This window comes from Nitrospira sp. T9 (assembly GCF_052156535.1).
In the GTDB taxonomy this organism is placed as follows: Bacteria; Nitrospirota; Nitrospiria; order Nitrospirales; family UBA8639; genus Nitrospira_E.
Window position 1 is genome coordinate 101,188 of the sequence record NZ_JBQKUP010000028.1, and the last position, 15,899, is coordinate 117,086.

A 15,899-nucleotide genomic window follows, 5' to 3' on the forward strand; every position below is an offset into this window, starting at 1 on the left:
CATCCCCTACGCGTGGTAGCGTCTGGCATTACCATGAGATTTCAATCATTTGTCCGCCCTAATAGAACCAGCAGGTTTAAATTACTTTTCATCATTTGCGTCTGCCTTTTCCCGTGGACGCCCGCCATAAGCGCTACACCAATAGAAAATGATCCCAAAGGATTTTTTGGCAGCCTCTGGGGCCATTCTCTCGAAGATCGCGCAGACCTAAAAGAAATCGATTCCATAGATTCATTGCGTATCTATACGGTTAAACGCGGGGCTCCCTTGCTTGGATCTACTGAGTTGGAATCCGTCAAACTTTATACCTTAGATGGAAAGTATGCCCGGGCTCTCTTTCATTACCAGGGGGAAGCTATCCACAAAGCCATCCTACAGTACCTGAGAAATGAGTTTGGAAAAACAAACAACCCGTATGGATCCATGATCCGGGGATTAAGCCAACAGTACACTTGGCGAGGACCAGAAACCGAAATCACGCTTACCTACCATGGATTTCGAGAGCGGGGAACTTTAACTGTTGAGGGTCGGATCTATGCCCCACTGTTTCTTGACGCACTTTCTGCGAATTCCTATTAATAGCTGAGTTTCCTTCGTGATCACAAACAATAAATTATCAGACATTGTGATAATTCTTCGCAGACCTCGCATGGAGGCAATCATGTGTTTCTTTTCGGTTTATCTCTCCTTTCAAATATGCCGAGGGGCAAACAATAAAAGATTTCAATACGATAATTGGCTCTCCATAAGCCAGGTGGCAACAACAATCGGTTAAAAAAGTATTACTTCACCCCCGTTCATAACTTCCTGATACAAAAAATTAGAGAATTTCCCAATTGAAAGCATTGCGTTTTAACAGAATGTCACGGAATGCTCATGCATTTCGGTTTCCTTTATCTGGAAAAAGTGTCCACTCCTTCGGGATTCATCCAAGGAGAATGTCCGGGCCAAAGTTACCCAGATTACCACCAACTACTTGGTTATGATCTTAGCCTCATAGAGACATCACGCCGCCACTTCCAGCTCGGCAAAGCCGACCCCACGACTATATTCACCCATACTAAATTGGGGTATAGAGTGAAGCGACCAAGGCACCATTAAGAAGAGCGATCGTAACGCGGGGACAACACATTTCCTATTTCCAGGTATGCCCCCATACAGTGAGCCCCAAACAATACTGAACTAATCCTAGATGACAGCCTCTACACAGCTGTCCTTTCCAGGTTACCTTCTAGGCTCAGCCCTGTGTAAATCCAATTCACCACATCCACCGAGGATGGGACGTTCACTCTTCATGGCATCCACGGCTTCAACGGCCCTCATAATGCTATGGACAAAAGAGGAATAATGAATATGGTCTGATATCGGCTGAGGAAAGGTCATTCGAATCTGCTTTCATACTTTTCCAAATATAGGTCCCATGGCTCCAGACTCCTTTCAATGCGATGCTGGCCTCATGTGGTAATCGTTCCTCTATCCAGCAAAATTTCATGAAAAGCCCTTGACTCCTCCTGAAACAAGGTTCACTATAGGCCCGTTTTTCAAGGTCATCCTAGCCGAATATCAATAGGGACTCCATGTCCAATCACATTCGCTCGGATCTTCTCGCCCTCAATCCCCACCAAACGGCATCAATTCAGCGCGTTGGAATAGGCTACCATCAGGTCGTGATTGTAGATAATTTCTATCAATACCCTGATGAAATATTGAAAGTCGCGTTGAGCCTGCCCTATACCGACCGCTTCGAAATCGTGGGAAATTTTCCGGGAGTCCGAGCCCGCCTCAATTATGAGCACCGGGAACTTGTGGAATCTCTAAGCGCACTTTGGGGATCTCCTCTCTTCACATTTTTTTCTCCCCAACCAGTCGTCTTTCAAGGTATCAAAACCGACAACTACACGCTAAACGTTGGGCAACGGCAACCTCACATCGATCAGGATATCACCGCCATGGTCTATTTGAACCCTGCAGATTCATGTACGGGTGGAACCGGCTTATATCGCCACCGACCGACAGGACTCGAACGCGTACCATCGATACCCGATGGGACAATTCGACAACTTGCGAACCAACTGGAACTCAGCGACGAATTTTTCAACAGCCCGGAAGGTTATGAAAACTTCCAAAATAGCATGATTTTTAATCCACTCTTCGCTTGTCGAGACAATAGGTATATCAACGATGGCAATGAATATTGGGAATTACTGAAACTTATCGAGATGCGTCCAAACAGATTGATGATGTTTGATGGACGATGCTTTCATTCTCAGTATATCCAATCCGGCTACTACAACCAGGCCTTTCGGGTAAACCAAATTTTGTACCTCAGTCAAAAGCGACAAATGTTCTGATTCTTTATTACCTCCGCCTAATCCTCCCCTCCCTACAACGCTTCTTTCGTTTTCATTAGACTTCCTAACTCCTCCTAGTCAAAGCTTAAACAAATATCAGAACATCATAAGGGTTCTTTGCCTATATCTGGTTTACAACCTGGGAGAGAATATCCCTCTCAACCAAGGGCAAAAAAGAAAAATGTGATTATCTGAACGTGCATAGATCCAGGCCTATGATGCTCTGGTCAGATCATCACGGTCGTGTTCCGTGCAAGTACGCTTTTTCCTCGTACCCTTTCATCACCAGAAGAAACAGGCAGGCAACAAGAAACATGATGCCTGCAAAAAACCAATAGTAGTCCGGGCCAGTCAACGCAACAGTCCCATCTGAATTCTGAATCCAGAAATTTACAAAGGCGGTAAATCCGTTGCCTAAGGACACGGAAAGCAAAAATAAGCCCATCAAGAGCGATTTGAGTTTGAGTGGAGCCTGTGTATAAGAAAATTCGAGACAGGTAATGGACACCATGACCTCTGCCGCCGTAATCACCACAAAGGCCAATAACTGCCAGGCAATCGCCGGTTCCATCCCCGACTCAATTTGTTGCTCAATATAGGCAGAGATCAGAAACGCCCCAACCGCCAGAAAAAAGCCTATAGCCATTTTTCGCAAAGATGTGAGGCGAACCATTCTATTCAACACCGGATAGACCACATAGGTAAACAACGGAATAAACACCATGATCAAGACCGGATTCACTGCTTGAATTTGCGAAGGCAACCATTCAACACCCAGCCAGATCCGATTCATATGTTGAGCTTGAAGAACCCACGCTGAAGAGGTTTGGTCATAGAGGGACCAAAAAAATGCGACAAACACATAAATACCCGCCAACTTCCCAATCGCTCGCCATGTCTGCGGACGAGAAAGCGCCTGAAATACACCTGAACGGTCAGGAGGAATATGCGCATAGTGGGTCCGGCCAAACCAAAAAATGATGGTCGCCACAAACATCAAGATGCCAGGCACCCCAAATGCCAGGCCGGGGCCAAAATGCTCCAACAGCCAGGGGGTGAGCATCACGGATCCAAATGCCCCCACGTTGATGGCAAAGTAAAACCAGGCAAAGGCCTTGGTTAAAAGATGTCCATTGACCAAACCAAACTGGTCCCCCAAATTAGCTGACACACAGGGTTTAATTCCCCCGGAGCCGATCGCGATTAAAGTCAATCCAACAAGCAGGCCGAATCGGGTGTGATCTAAAGCCAAAACGACATGGCCGCCACAATACACCAGAGAAAGGAGAATGATGGTTTTATATTTTCCAAAAAAGGCATCGGCCAAGATCGCCCCCAAAAAAGGGAAAAAGTACACTCCCGAGGCAAACAGATGGAAATAACTTTTCGCTTCCGCCTCGCCCATGGGATCCAAGCTTCCCTGTGTATTCAGCAACATCCCCGTCATAAACACCACCAGAATGGAACGCATCCCGTAGTAACTAAATCGTTCAGCGCCTTCATTGACAACCAAATGCACGACTCCCGATGGCATGGAAGCCGTGGTCAATGGCTCTGTTCGAAATTCAGGTTTTTTCATGAACAAACTTTCATCTGTAAGAAGTGGACAACCATTGAAAATTCGTATAGATCCTATCCGGTGAGAACGGCTGTGTCAGTCCGACAAGCAAACCTCCGTCCCCACCGGAATGTCATTGTATAATGCCGACCCCTTTCCCGCCATTCCCAGGCATAATCCTCTTGGCCAGTCTTTCAGTTATAAGAATATGGCTTCCCACCCCGGTACAGTCCGAGGAATCATCGGTTACCACTCTTGATACGATGATTGTCACAGGTTCCGCACAACCCACCCAACCCCACCAATCAACTCAAAGCATTTCGACCCTCAATGCTGAACAGATTGCCCCCCTTCAGCCCAATCGGGTTACCACCATCCTCCAGCAAGTCCCAGGACTCCATACCGATGAGATGAGCGGAAGAAGCGGAATCAGCTCAGTGTATCTCCGAGGTGCCGATCCCAACTTCACCTTGATTATGTTGGATGGGGTTCCCATGAATGACTCAACGAACCAGCGAGGCGGATCAGTTGATCTTTCCACAATTCCTATTGATCGGATTGAGCGAGTAGAAATTGTTCGTGGGCCTCTCTCGGCATTTTATGGTTCTGAAGCCATGGCGGGAGCAATCAATTTCATTACTAAATCTGCTTCCACGGCTCCCTCCTTTCGCCTCTTGGGGGAAGGCGGTCGATACGATTATCTCAAAGGGCTTGTCCAATCAGGAGGATCACTTGGACCATTGTCCGTCAATCTGACGCTGTCCCATACCCAAAATGGAGAGCAAATCGAGAAAGATTCATTTTTGATGGACTCGGCTGGATGGAATTTTTCCATTCAGACAGATCCCAACTTTGCCATTCAACTAAACGGGCAATTTACAGATTCAACGGTCCGGAGTTTTCCGGAAGGCAGTGGTGGGTCAAAACTGGCTTTACTCCGGGAAACCGAACGACGAAAGACCCAAGAATTTCTGACCGGTTTGTCAGCCTCATTTCACATTCATTCGGGTTGGCAGCATCAGATATTTCTGAGCGTCATTCGAAGACTTCAAGACGTGTCAAACCCCGGAATTCTTGCGACTCCAACCACCTATGCCCTGCCTCCGGCTGACTTTGAAACACTTTATACCCGTTTTCAAACACGTATGACGACAACATGGACGATCAGCCCCCAATGGAAGTTTTCACTTGGTGAACAGCTGACTCATGAACGCGGAAGGCGAAACGGGACTCAAGACCTGAGTTCCTTCGGAGGCTCCTCTGACCAACCAGATGACTTTACCATCCAGCGGACACTCGGAGGAACCTTTGCGGAACTCACGTCCGTCTGGTGGCAAAAACTGACCCTGAACTCCGGTGTTCGAGCCGATCTCTCACAAGGGTTTCAGCCGAAGATTAGCCCCAGGATTGGAGCGAAATATCAACTGGTAGACTCAATCCAGATTCGTGGTGGCTATGGAAGGGCGTTCAAATTGCCCAGCTTATCCAGTTTAGGAGACCCTTTAATTGGGAACCCTTCCTTACAACCCGAAACCAGCGTCGGATGGGATCTCGGCCTAGACTATCACACATTCGATGGAAGATTTACCGCAACGATAGAATACTTTCACAACCGGTTCAGGAACCTTATTGACCTCGATCCCGACCTCCTTAATCAAGGAATTATTCGCCTGGCCAATATTGATGAGGCAGAAACTCATGGTTGGAATATTTCACTGTCCCTCACGCCAATCCCTGCTGTTTCTTTCCAGTCGAGTCTCACACACCTCACCACTCGAGTGACGGAAACGGGAGATCAACTAAGAAATCGCCCAAAATGGCGCGCATGGCTTGGGCTTATGATGAAGCTATCTCCCGCCCTCAATGTCAAAAGCCAAGTCACCTGGGTCAGTTCAAGTTTTGATTTTCAAGTTCCAACCCAAACCACACGAGTAGGAGGATTTGCCAAGGCAGACATCACGGTCAATTACCATCCCTTTACTGAATGGAGTTGCTATGCAGCCCTCGAAAATGTCACCAACTCCTCATATGAACAGTTTGCCGGGTTCCCAGCTCCGCCCTTCACCTTTCGATTAGGATTGGAATACCGGCCAGAATTGTAAGGTCAGTAATTATTTCTCCAAAGGAGCCATTGGCGACATCATCAATCAAGTTTTCTCCATGAACCTATCGCAAAAACCTGCTTAAGCCAGGTCCTCTTTTGACCGAAAAAGGAAAAGACGTTGAAAAGACGTAGGCGAAGATGTGACAAACATCGCCTCCTACCTTACATTTCACTAGGAATCTTTCATGCAACTCATACTTCCATTAGATCCGGTTCAGGACGAAGAGCGTTCCACGATTTTTGCGAGAATAAAAAGCTGTAAATCCTTACCTATTCTCTCTCCCTTGGCCTCGACCATTCTCAAGATGTGCCAAAATGAGGAAACCAGTGCTTCCGAATTAGCGGCGATTATAAGCCAGGATCCAGGAATGGCGGCACAAATTTTATTTATGGCGAATTCGGGGTATTACGGTGGGTCTCGACACAAGGTGACCGGCATCGGACAGGCCGTGACCTTGCTTGGATTTTCAACGATCGCCAATCTGGCTCTATCTTTTTGCTTTTACCGTTTAATTAAGGACATGAAAGAGGTCTCAACATCCGGGATTGACCATGTAAAATTCTGGCGGCGATCCATTCTGGCTAGTGTCGCAGCTCGTGCCATTGGAACACACTTCGCCTTTCCTGATGTCGAGCTCATGTTTCTTGGTGCCCTGCTTCAAGACATCGGACTATTAGCATTAAACGAGGTGGCCGCAAGAGAAATTGCCTCACTCCAGGATCACAATCAGGACGAACATGCCAACTTACACCAATATGAACTTGAACACTTAGGAGTTGATCATTCACAGGTTGGAGCTTGGCTGGCCCAACATTGGCAACTTCCTGAGGAGTTTCAGGTGGCCATCCTCTATAGTCATACGCCCGAATTATTTGAAACGCCGCCGGACTTTCAATCTCTGGTAGATACCGTTGCACTCTCCGGTATCATCGCGGACATCTGGATTAATCCCGATACCGAGGCGGCCATTGCCTCAGTCCGTAAAAATAGTCAGGGTCGCTTATCCGTGCAACCGGAAGATTGGGAACCGATTCTTGGGCACATGATGACGGGAATTCCACAAATTGCCAGTTTTTTTCACAGCCGGATTGGGAACTTCGAAGACATCGCCCACATCCATCACGTAGCCTTACAACAGCTGAACTCCACTGATCCCCAATTATTCAACTAACCAGACCCAACTCCCGCCACTCTGACTCAGCCATTCTTCCCCACTCCGTCATGCTCATTCGCCAAACACAGTTGGTTCCGACCATTGTCTTTTGCCCGATACAACGCACGATCTGCACGTTCAAGCCAGGAAAGTGCGGTTTCGCCGGGAAGTAGCTCCGCCAAACCGATCGATGCCGTGACCGGAATGGTGATATCTTGGTAAGAAAATCCCTCTCCTCTCACGGCATCCAGCAGCCGCTCACCCAGTCGTTGACTCAGCTTCCCATCGGCTCCCTGAAGCAAAACACAAAATTCCTCCCCTCCATATCTGGCAATAAAATCAGTTTTTCTGGGAAAAGTCGATACCAGACGTTTCGCCACCTGCTGTAGCACCACATCCCCAGCCGGGTGGCCATAGGTATCGTTCACAAGCTTAAAATGATCGATATCAACCATCAAAATGCAGGCCGACGTCCCAGAGAAAAAACTCATCCCGGCCGTTCGTTCTAATTGAAGATCCAATGCTCCACGATTATACAGCTGGGTCAAACCATCCAGCGTCATTTGCTTTCGCGCACCTCCCAGTTCCTCCTCAACAAGACGTAATTTTTCTCCGAGATTTTCCAATCGTTGCTGCTGACGTTCTTTTCGTTCATCCACAAGAGCACTGATGCCTTCAACCACAGCCAATAAGGCCTGCTTCACATCGTGAAAGGAACCGTCCTCGGTTGCCGTGCGCAATTGAACAAGATGATTGGTCACTTTTTGATCGGTTTCCTGATCCTCGACAAACGCGCGCCCCATGATATTGGTAAATTCGCAAAGAACAGTTCGCATATCTTGAAGATTCCGTGTCACATAGGATTTTTCCTGTTGACGATGTCCATTAACAAATTGCGTGAGTGCCCCCCAATCACGGCGTGGGCCGGCCTCGGGTTTTTTTGAATCGTCGGCATCAATCTGAGTGCCCACCAACACATGTCTCGCCCACCGTTCAAACTCTTTTTCTATATCCTCTTCCGACAGTTGATCGAGTTCAAATGCATGACGGCCGAGACATCGCAAAACCCTGGCCAATGATTGAAATACCTTGTCGGACTCTTCGGAAAACTCTGGGGCCCGAGATCCGTTGGCGACCGGCTCTTTTTGTGCCCTATTCTCATTAGAGTGATCTTTTTTCCCAATGGACCAAGATCCTAACATGCCTTCCTCCTCTTCAATTCACTTCTGCCTCTGCCTGTTTCAGTGACCATCCAGCTAATGCATGGGGAGAGTGGGGTAACGGTTTGATTCAGTTATCGGCATTTCCTCTATGTCTCTTGAGTCACTTTTTGCTATGCTCTTCGCCAAGAGCTACACAACACCATGTCTCAATGACTACATTGATATTCCATTTCATCGTTCACGCGCATTTTTCTGAACCCTCGTGAATCAACGATACACGATCTCCAGCAGACAAAATTCCCATTTCAAACGATGGGTATCGTTACTTGACTCTCAAGGGATTAAACGTCATCACCTCTGCCTCGTTTCCGGGAATAAACTCCGGAAGGAAATCGGGACGCATTCTGGGGTAAATGTCCACGAAATCTTACTTCCGCCCTGGTGGACATCCAGAGATGACCTCCCTTCTCAGGCCCTCCAGTATGATTTATCACACTCCCTGTTTCAGGAGTTGGACGTGTTTGGGACAAAAGAACCGCTCCTGGTCTGCGGTGTCCCCGAAATGTCGCGAAGAGATCTCAGCCAGGCCCCCAATGGATTGGAAGTCCTGTGTCCGATTGGAGACCCTGGGAACCTTGGAGCCTTACTTCGGTGTTGTCGGGCCTTTGACGTGCAAACGGTCGTGTTGCTTCAGGAAGCCGTACACCCCTTCCACCCGAAGGTCATTCGTGCCAGTAGCGGTGCGGTTTTTGTCCAGTCCTTAGAATGGGCAGGCTCCATCACCGACCTGGATGCCCCGGAAACCTTGCAATGGATTACCGCATTAGATTTACATGGGACGAATATGTCCACGGTACAATGGTCCAAACATGTTCGATTACTTATTGGAGAAGAAGGCGTTGGTATTCCACCCTTTCAATTTTTGGAACGCCTGTGTATTCCTCAAATCCATCCATCGATCCCATTAAATGCGACAGTCGCAGGTAGCATCGCCCTCTATGCGTATCGCCAACACCACTCACAGCCCTAACCATGTGCGATCCGCCCAACTACGAGGCAGTCCATATCTGGTGGTAGCACCACGCAATCAGAGCAACACCCGCACATCTTATTCATACATTACAGCCGCGTCAGGATGAGGGTCTTAACGATGATTCAACCAGGCAGATATCGTCACTATAAAGGGAAAGAATACCAGGTTATTGGCGTCGCCAAACATTCCGAAACAGAAGAAGATCTCGTGGTCTACCGGGCACTCTATGGCGAATTCGGCCTTTGGGTCAGACCGGAAAAGATGTTTAGGGAAAAAATTGAAATAGAGGGGAAACTCGTCTTCAGATTTGAAAATATCGACGGTGCCAACGCCGGAACAGACACCACGACCATCAAACCCTGAGGAGTGAAACCGGAATTCGTCTGATCAGACAGGCTGTCTTTCCATGTTGATGGCCAGCCCGGCCGGACAGCTCATCTTTGATTTCGCTTCGGGAGGCTCCTGGGAATTCCCCCCATCAAAGACCGAGCCTGTCATGCACCTTGCTTCACAAACCATCTGTAGAATTCTCCATCGACACTCACAACTGTTCTGCCAACACAACACGCGTTTGTTCTTCTCTATAGGCATTCAACCGTTTGGAGAGAGAAGCATCTGCCAAGGCTAAAATCGCAGCAGCCAACAACGCCGCATTCACGGCTCCAGCGCCCCCTATCGCCAAGGTTCCTACAGGAATACCTTTGGGCATTTGCACAATGGACAAGAGGGAATCGAGGCCTTGCAGAGCCTTTGATTGCAGGGGGACACCCAACACCGGTAATTGGGTTTTGGCCGCAATTGCCCCGGCTAAATGGGCCGCCCCTCCAGCCCCGGCAATAAACACCTGCACTCCACCAGCTTCCGCCTCACGAATATAATCCTCCAAGGCATCTGGAGCCCTATGGGCAGAAAAAACCCTATTCTCATGGGTTATATCCAGCTTAGTCAGCGTTTCACCCGCTAACCGCATCGTGTCCCAATCCGATTGGCTGCCCATGAGAATTGCAACCCGAAATGATGACTGAGCCATAACCTCTTGTACTCCTTCTTACCTTATCTATTCATAGATGACGAGGGATGGGCGAAAAGTCCATGGTTCCTTAAACGGGCTTACGATAGCGCATCTTGACCCAAGTTGACCATATAACAGAAACTGTCTTACACTAGTTTTCCTCCGTTTTTTGTAAAAATTTTCTTTAGGAGCTAACAAATTTTCTCGCGGGATTTTCTATACCTGAGAGATGTATTATTCACCTCATTCATAATGGGAGAGAAAGATTATGGCAATACGTCTAGGAGATGAAGCACCAAATTTTACAGCAGAAACGACGCAAGGTACCGTGAATTTCCATGAATGGCTCGGTAACGGGTGGGGCATACTCTTTTCACATCCTAAGGATTTCACTCCCGTGTGCACCACGGAATTGGGAACCATGGCGAATATGACGGAAGAGTTTAAAAAACGAAATGTGAAAGTGTTGGCTATCAGCGTGGATCCACTCGACTCCCATAAAGGCTGGGTCAAGGACATTGATGAAACTCAACACTGTACGGTCAGTTATCCCATCATTGCCGATCCCGAAAAAAAGGTCGCAAACCTCTATGATATGATTCACCCCAACGCACTCGATAATATGACCGTTCGTTCGGTATTCGTGATCGGACCGGATAAAAAGGTCAAATTAACGCTCACCTATCCCGCATCAACCGGCAGGAATTTCAACGAAATTCTTCGTGTAATTGACTCACTGCAATTAACGGCCAAACATAAAGTTGCCACCCCGGCAAACTGGAAAGACGGAGAAGATTGTATTATCACACCAGCCGTGACGGATGCGGAAATCCCCGCACTGTTCCCGAAAGGGCATCGTGCAGTAAAACCTTATCTACGCTTTACCCCGCAACCCAACCGTTAGAGCTTCTGAAAAAAAGTTGAGGCAGCGCCATACACATGTGGCGCTGCCTCCTGTGACGCATCCAATCATTTTCTCTCCGCATCCCCTCCCAATTGCTCAAGGAGTCAGGTTCACACATGACTACCTTAACTACGATTATCCCACGGATGACAGGGGGTACCTTCAGAATCGCAAGTGTCCCAAGACCACCCAAAGTCAGAAGAACAAGTACACTCAAGTTCTGTACGGGGGAGACCGCTGACAGACAAGTGAAATATCCCACACAGGACTCGCTTCCGTTCAACCCTTCTCAGAAGACGCTTCAAAATTGAGAAACATCTGTGGGCATTCAAGAGAAACGTTGAAAAACGACAAGAACGAATTGCAGAAAAAGATCAGTCAAGATTGATGGGTCTCAAACAGGGCCACATGCAACTCATAGGTATGATGACAGGAGCCACATTTGAATTCTACCGCAGACTGTTCGATATGGACCAAGCTGACCCTGACATCCTGAGGATGATTCTGAACACATCCTTGAAGCAGAAATAGTTTCTGACGCGCAATTTCGGTACCCGACTCCGTGGACACGGGGGCCTGCGGAAGGGTTAAACGATGGCGCATCCGACAATTCGTACAGAGCACACCGACAATGTGGGGGGGAGAAACAAGCTTAACATTCAGACAAAGCGGGTGTACTGAGAAACATTGCTGAAGAAAGGCTCCGCTTTTATGCACACTCATGCGTTTAATCCCATCAATTCTTTTGTGTGAAAATTCCTATCACCACGGTGAGGATCTCATGCTGACTTCTGTGAACTGAACCATACCTAGCCGGAAAGTCCGCGTTGAAACGGATCGGGGGGTTGGGGAATTTGACAGAGCTCCCGCACCCAATGGCGCAAGACCCCCTCTTTGTCAAAGGTCAAAACATACATAAAACAATAGACTTTTTCACGTGGGCCACCTTGAGCCCCACCCATCAAGCTTCCAGCCTGCTTACCCAAGGCTTTGACTCCGGACGGATCCAATTCACTTTCGGACATCGCAAACCTGTACGTCCAAGTGGTCTTGTCCGAAAGCAATGGATCTTTAACTATATGAGGTTTTCCCAGCTTCTCTTTGATATCCGACTGCGTTAACACCCCCACGCCATCATCGAAATAGCTATCACGCCAGTGAGAACAGGCTGCGAGTGTGAGACAGAGCATAAGGACTACCCATGGAATAAGTTGGCTCACAACAAGACGATGAGGCATCGCACTACCGGATAATTCAGTCATCCCCCTTGCCTTGTGAACCCACAAAACAGGCCTTCACTAATGCAAACACTTGTGCGACTAAGCCCGTCGCAATCATCCCTAAAGCGGTCGGAAGCATGGGAGAGCCAGGATGTTCTAATCCATGAATACCCAGCATAAATCCTACAGCGACACACAGAATCCCAATGACTCTGGCAATCATAACGGAACGACGTCTCCCGGTCGATGTTGAAACAGGAGGAGACTTCTCTGAGGAAGAAGGACTATTGACAGGTTCTCTTGCCATCCTTATTCCATCAGGATTTGGTCAGTTTTCTGTATCGAATTTGATGGGGATGTTCTGCAGCCTTCCCTAATCGCTTTTTGCGATTAGCCTCATATTCACTGTAATTGCCTTCATACCAACTCACCTGGCTGTTCCCTTCAAAGGCTAATATATGGGTGGCCACACGATCCAGAAACCATCGGTCATGACTGCTGATCACCGCACATCCTCCGAAATGATTCAAGCCCTCCTCTAAAGCCCGCAGAGTGTTGACATCCAGATCGTTCGTCGGCTCATCCAGCAATAACAGGTTCGCACCCTCTTTCAGCGTGCGGGCTAAATGCACCCGGTTGCGTTCTCCTCCTGACAAATCCTTCACCATTTTTTGTTGATCAGATCCTGAAAAATTAAACCGGGACACATACCCCCGCGAATTCACTTCCATCTTTCCTAATGTAACAGTTTCTTTTCCATCAGAAATACATTCCCAGACGTTCAAATTACCATCAATCTCGCGATTCTGATCTACATAGCCCAATGTTACCGTTTCACCCAAAGTCAGATTGCCGGTATCCGGCTTAACCAACCCCGCAATAATTTTAAACAGGGTGGATTTTCCAGCCCCATTCGGCCCAACCACACCGACGATACCCCCTTTGGGAAGAGAAAATGAGAGATTATCAAACAGCAGGGAATCCCCATAGCTCTTCGAGAGATTGGTGGCTTCCACCACGACATCACCAAGACGCGGGCCGGAAGGAATATAAATCTCCAAATCGTCTGTTTGTTGGCTCTGCTCTTCACTCACTAATTGTTCATATTTCGTTACACGGGCTTTCCCCTTAGCCTGGCGGCCTTTGGGAGACATGCGAATCCATTCCAGTTCCCGTTCCAACGTTTTTTGTCGTTTTGACTCGGATTTTTCCTCCTGCGCCAGCCTCGCCTGTTTCTGCTCCAACCAGGAAGAATAGTTGCCCTGGAAGGGAATCCCTTGCCCACGGTCCAACTCCAGGATCCACCCAGCCACATTGTCTAAAAAATACCGGTCATGGGTCACCGCAATCACAGTGCCCTTATATTCCTGAAGGTGTTGCTCCAACCACCCCACCGTCTCCGCATCCAAATGGTTTGTGGGCTCGTCAAGCAGCAAGATGTCGGGTTCCTGGATCAGCAACCGGCACAAAGCCACCCTCCGACGTTCGCCGCCTGACAAGAGGTCAACTTTGGTATCCGGTGGTGGACAGCGGAGAGCATCCATGGCGATCTCCAACTGATGTTCCAATTCCCATCCGTTGACCGCTTCGATTTGCTCTTGCAGTCTGCCCTGCCGCTCAAGCAATTTTTCCATCTCTTCAGGACTCACATCTCCCGAAAAGGCCTGACTGATCTCTTCGTAATCCCGGAGTAATTTGGCAACCTCGGCCCGCCCTTCTTCAACGACTTCTTTCACCGTTTTCCCAGGCTCCAAATACGGCTCCTGTTCAAAGAGTCCGATGGAATACCCCTTCGAGAAAGTAATTTTCCCGATATAATTGGTATCCACGCCGGCAATAATTCTGAGAAGGGTACTCTTTCCCGATCCATTTAATCCCAAAACCCCGATTTTTGCCCCGTAAAAAAATGAGAGATAGATATCCTTCAAGACCTGCTTTTTCGGGGGATGGATGCGGCCCACACCCACCAAAGAAAAAATAATTTGTCGATCATTCGTACTCATGCCGTTGGCTCCAATCAGTTCTCACACGATCTAAGATTTGTCAGGGTTGCAAGAAAGCACATGCAGATGCCAACCTTACCAAAGGAATACGAAGATTCACAATGCAGGGCGGCAAATGGGCCCCTTTCCTTACAAAATGTGACTGGGATATGCTGCCCATAATGAAAAGGATCCGTCATGGAAACACGCCATTGAATTACAGGCGAGACAGAGTATGATAAAGAAAAGCCCACATGACCCAGGTCCTTCAGATCGTGAAACACGCTCAAGTATCTCGCTCAACATCTTGTCCATCTAAATTTAGATCTACCACCTTGCCCAACACCATCAAATACTGTGCTCAATGTGGAGGCGTTGTTGAAGAAAAAATTCCTTCGGGTGAATCCCTTCTCAGAGCCGTTTGTCCCTCCTGCCATACCATCCACTATGAAAACCCCAAGATCGTGGCGGGCAGTATTCCTGAATGGGAAGACAAAATTCTCCTATGCCGACGGGCCATCGAACCTCGTTTAGGGCTCTGGACCTTTCCGGCTGGATTTATGGAATTAGGCGAGAGCACCGAAGAGGCGGCAACCCGGGAAACCCTTGAAGAAGCGCACGCGGAAATCACCATTCATAGTTTATTTGGTATATTTAGCCTTCCACATGTTTCTCAAGTCTATGTGGTCTACCGGGCCCATCTACAAAACCTGAACTTTAAACCGGGTCCGGAAAGCCTGGAGGTCCAACTGATTTCCCTAGCCGACATCCCCTGGAAGGATCTGGCATTCCCTGTCATCCATGAATCATTAAGTCGATACGTCAAGGATATCCAAACCTCCACCTCTCAAACCCATTCTTCCGTCGTCCCCACCCAAAAGCCTCCGTCCTTTTATTCATCCTAACCATTGGCCAAGGAGACCGTGTAGATGTCCGGACGGGACCTCTCTACGAAATGCCGTGCCAACCTGAGTATTTCCCCCGTAGAGACGTTCCGGTGGAACGTCCTCTTTCCCTTCTCGTCATGGAAAAAAATTCCGGCTAACAACCGACTGGAATGACAACATGGGAAAATTTCTGCGGCCGTCCGGGGCCGTCGGAATGTTGCCTATCACACTTGTGTCTCCAACTCTGGTGACAACGTGATTTCCTGTGTTGCCGGGTTTCGCCCCGGCGGTCGAGGTCCCCTTCTTTCGGGAAAAGGACCCAAAACCAGTGACGCCCCGTCCGGCCGCATTGGATGGGACGGACGCGAGTACTAGGAGGGCGGGCCAACTCGCTGCCCTCACACAAGGCCCGCCGGATGAACTGCGCGTCCATCCCTGATGCCTAGCGGCAGGCATCGGACCAAGGGAAGAGGGAAGAGTGAGGAGGGGAAACCTCAAACGGTGCCTAGTGCGAGGTAGAGGCGCAGAGCA

Annotated in this window: 15 protein-coding genes; 8 read left to right on the top strand and 7 right to left on the bottom strand. The window is 48.5% G+C overall.

What is annotated here, in order from left to right; all coding sequences use genetic code 11:
* The first annotated feature begins 33 nt into the window (after positions 1 to 33).
* Both ACTRXD_RS04785 and ACTRXD_RS04790 read left to right on the top strand, forming a co-directional pair.
* Positions 34 to 579 (top strand): hypothetical protein, encoded by a 546-nt coding sequence (locus ACTRXD_RS04785; RefSeq protein ID WP_442430702.1) that lies wholly within the window; start codon positions 34 to 36, stop codon positions 577 to 579.
* Positions 580 to 1,577: 998 nt separating this feature from the next.
* Entirely contained in the window at positions 1,578 to 2,351 is a 774-nt protein-coding gene (locus ACTRXD_RS04790; RefSeq protein WP_442430703.1) for a DUF6445 family protein, read from the top strand.
* Between the two features lie 235 nt (positions 2,352 to 2,586).
* On the opposite strand, the gene ACTRXD_RS04795 is transcribed toward ACTRXD_RS04790, so the two are convergent.
* A complete protein-coding gene (locus ACTRXD_RS04795) occupies positions 2,587 to 3,930 on the bottom strand; it encodes a POT family MFS transporter (RefSeq protein ID WP_442430704.1) in 1,344 nt (447 codons plus the stop codon).
* Between the two features lie 161 nt (positions 3,931 to 4,091).
* Between ACTRXD_RS04795 and ACTRXD_RS04800 the strand changes: the two genes are divergently transcribed.
* Both ACTRXD_RS04800 and ACTRXD_RS04805 read left to right on the top strand, forming a co-directional pair.
* A complete protein-coding gene (locus ACTRXD_RS04800) occupies positions 4,092 to 6,011 on the top strand; it encodes a TonB-dependent receptor plug domain-containing protein (protein ID WP_442430705.1) in 1,920 nt (639 codons plus the stop codon).
* A gap of 187 nt (positions 6,012 to 6,198) precedes the next feature.
* Complete coding sequence (locus tag ACTRXD_RS04805; RefSeq protein ID WP_442430706.1) at positions 6,199 to 7,185, top strand: HDOD domain-containing protein; 987 nt, start codon at positions 6,199 to 6,201, stop codon at positions 7,183 to 7,185.
* Positions 7,186 to 7,211: 26 nt separating this feature from the next.
* On the opposite strand, the gene ACTRXD_RS04810 is transcribed toward ACTRXD_RS04805, so the two are convergent.
* Positions 7,212 to 8,369, bottom strand: coding sequence for a GGDEF domain-containing protein (locus ACTRXD_RS04810; RefSeq protein WP_442430707.1), 1,158 nt, complete (start codon positions 8,367 to 8,369; stop codon positions 7,212 to 7,214).
* 478 nt (positions 8,370 to 8,847) lie between these two features.
* On the opposite strand from ACTRXD_RS04810, the gene ACTRXD_RS04815 reads away from it, so the two are divergent.
* Together ACTRXD_RS04815 and ACTRXD_RS04820 are read left to right on the top strand one after the other, a co-directional pair.
* Positions 8,848 to 9,360, top strand: a complete 513-nt coding sequence (locus ACTRXD_RS04815; protein WP_442430708.1) for a TrmH family RNA methyltransferase — start codon at positions 8,848 to 8,850, stop codon at positions 9,358 to 9,360.
* A 120-nt stretch (positions 9,361 to 9,480) separates the two neighbouring features.
* On the top strand, positions 9,481 to 9,726 hold the full coding sequence (locus tag ACTRXD_RS04820) for a DUF1653 domain-containing protein (RefSeq protein ID WP_442430709.1): 246 nt from the start codon (positions 9,481 to 9,483) through the stop codon (positions 9,724 to 9,726).
* A 178-nt stretch (positions 9,727 to 9,904) separates the two neighbouring features.
* Here ACTRXD_RS04820 and purE read toward each other — a convergent pair whose 3' ends face one another.
* Positions 9,905 to 10,393 carry a 5-(carboxyamino)imidazole ribonucleotide mutase gene (gene purE, locus ACTRXD_RS04825; RefSeq protein WP_442430710.1) on the bottom strand — a complete coding sequence of 163 codons (489 nt, stop codon included), beginning with the start codon at positions 10,391 to 10,393 and terminating at the stop codon, positions 9,905 to 9,907.
* Positions 10,394 to 10,643: 250 nt separating this feature from the next.
* Here purE and ACTRXD_RS04830 point away from each other — a divergent pair, with 250 nt between their 5' ends.
* Entirely contained in the window at positions 10,644 to 11,279 is a 636-nt protein-coding gene (locus tag ACTRXD_RS04830) for a peroxiredoxin (protein WP_442430711.1), read from the top strand.
* Positions 11,280 to 11,657: 378 nt separating this feature from the next.
* On the opposite strand, the gene ACTRXD_RS04835 is transcribed toward ACTRXD_RS04830, so the two are convergent.
* From ACTRXD_RS04835 to ettA, 4 genes are all read right to left on the bottom strand, one after another.
* Positions 11,658 to 12,002 carry a hypothetical protein gene (locus tag ACTRXD_RS04835; RefSeq protein WP_442430712.1) on the bottom strand — a complete coding sequence of 115 codons (345 nt, stop codon included), beginning with the start codon at positions 12,000 to 12,002 and terminating at the stop codon, positions 11,658 to 11,660.
* A gap of 86 nt (positions 12,003 to 12,088) precedes the next feature.
* Positions 12,089 to 12,541, bottom strand: coding sequence for a hypothetical protein (locus ACTRXD_RS04840; RefSeq protein ID WP_442430713.1), 453 nt, complete (start codon positions 12,539 to 12,541; stop codon positions 12,089 to 12,091).
* The gene (locus ACTRXD_RS04845; protein ID WP_442430714.1) at positions 12,534 to 12,806 is read right to left on the bottom strand and encodes a hypothetical protein; all 273 of its coding nucleotides are present in this window, start codon (positions 12,804 to 12,806) and stop codon (positions 12,534 to 12,536) included. Before ACTRXD_RS04845 ends, ACTRXD_RS04840 begins: the two co-directional genes overlap by 8 nt.
* A 10-nt stretch (positions 12,807 to 12,816) precedes the next feature.
* Entirely contained in the window at positions 12,817 to 14,502 is a 1,686-nt protein-coding gene (ettA, locus tag ACTRXD_RS04850; RefSeq protein ID WP_442430715.1) for an energy-dependent translational throttle protein EttA, read from the bottom strand.
* 326 nt (positions 14,503 to 14,828) lie between these two features.
* Between ettA and ACTRXD_RS04855 the strand changes: the two genes are divergently transcribed.
* A complete protein-coding gene (locus ACTRXD_RS04855; protein WP_442430766.1) occupies positions 14,829 to 15,386 on the top strand; it encodes an NUDIX hydrolase in 558 nt (185 codons plus the stop codon).
* The last annotated feature ends 513 nt before the right edge of the window (positions 15,387 to 15,899 follow it).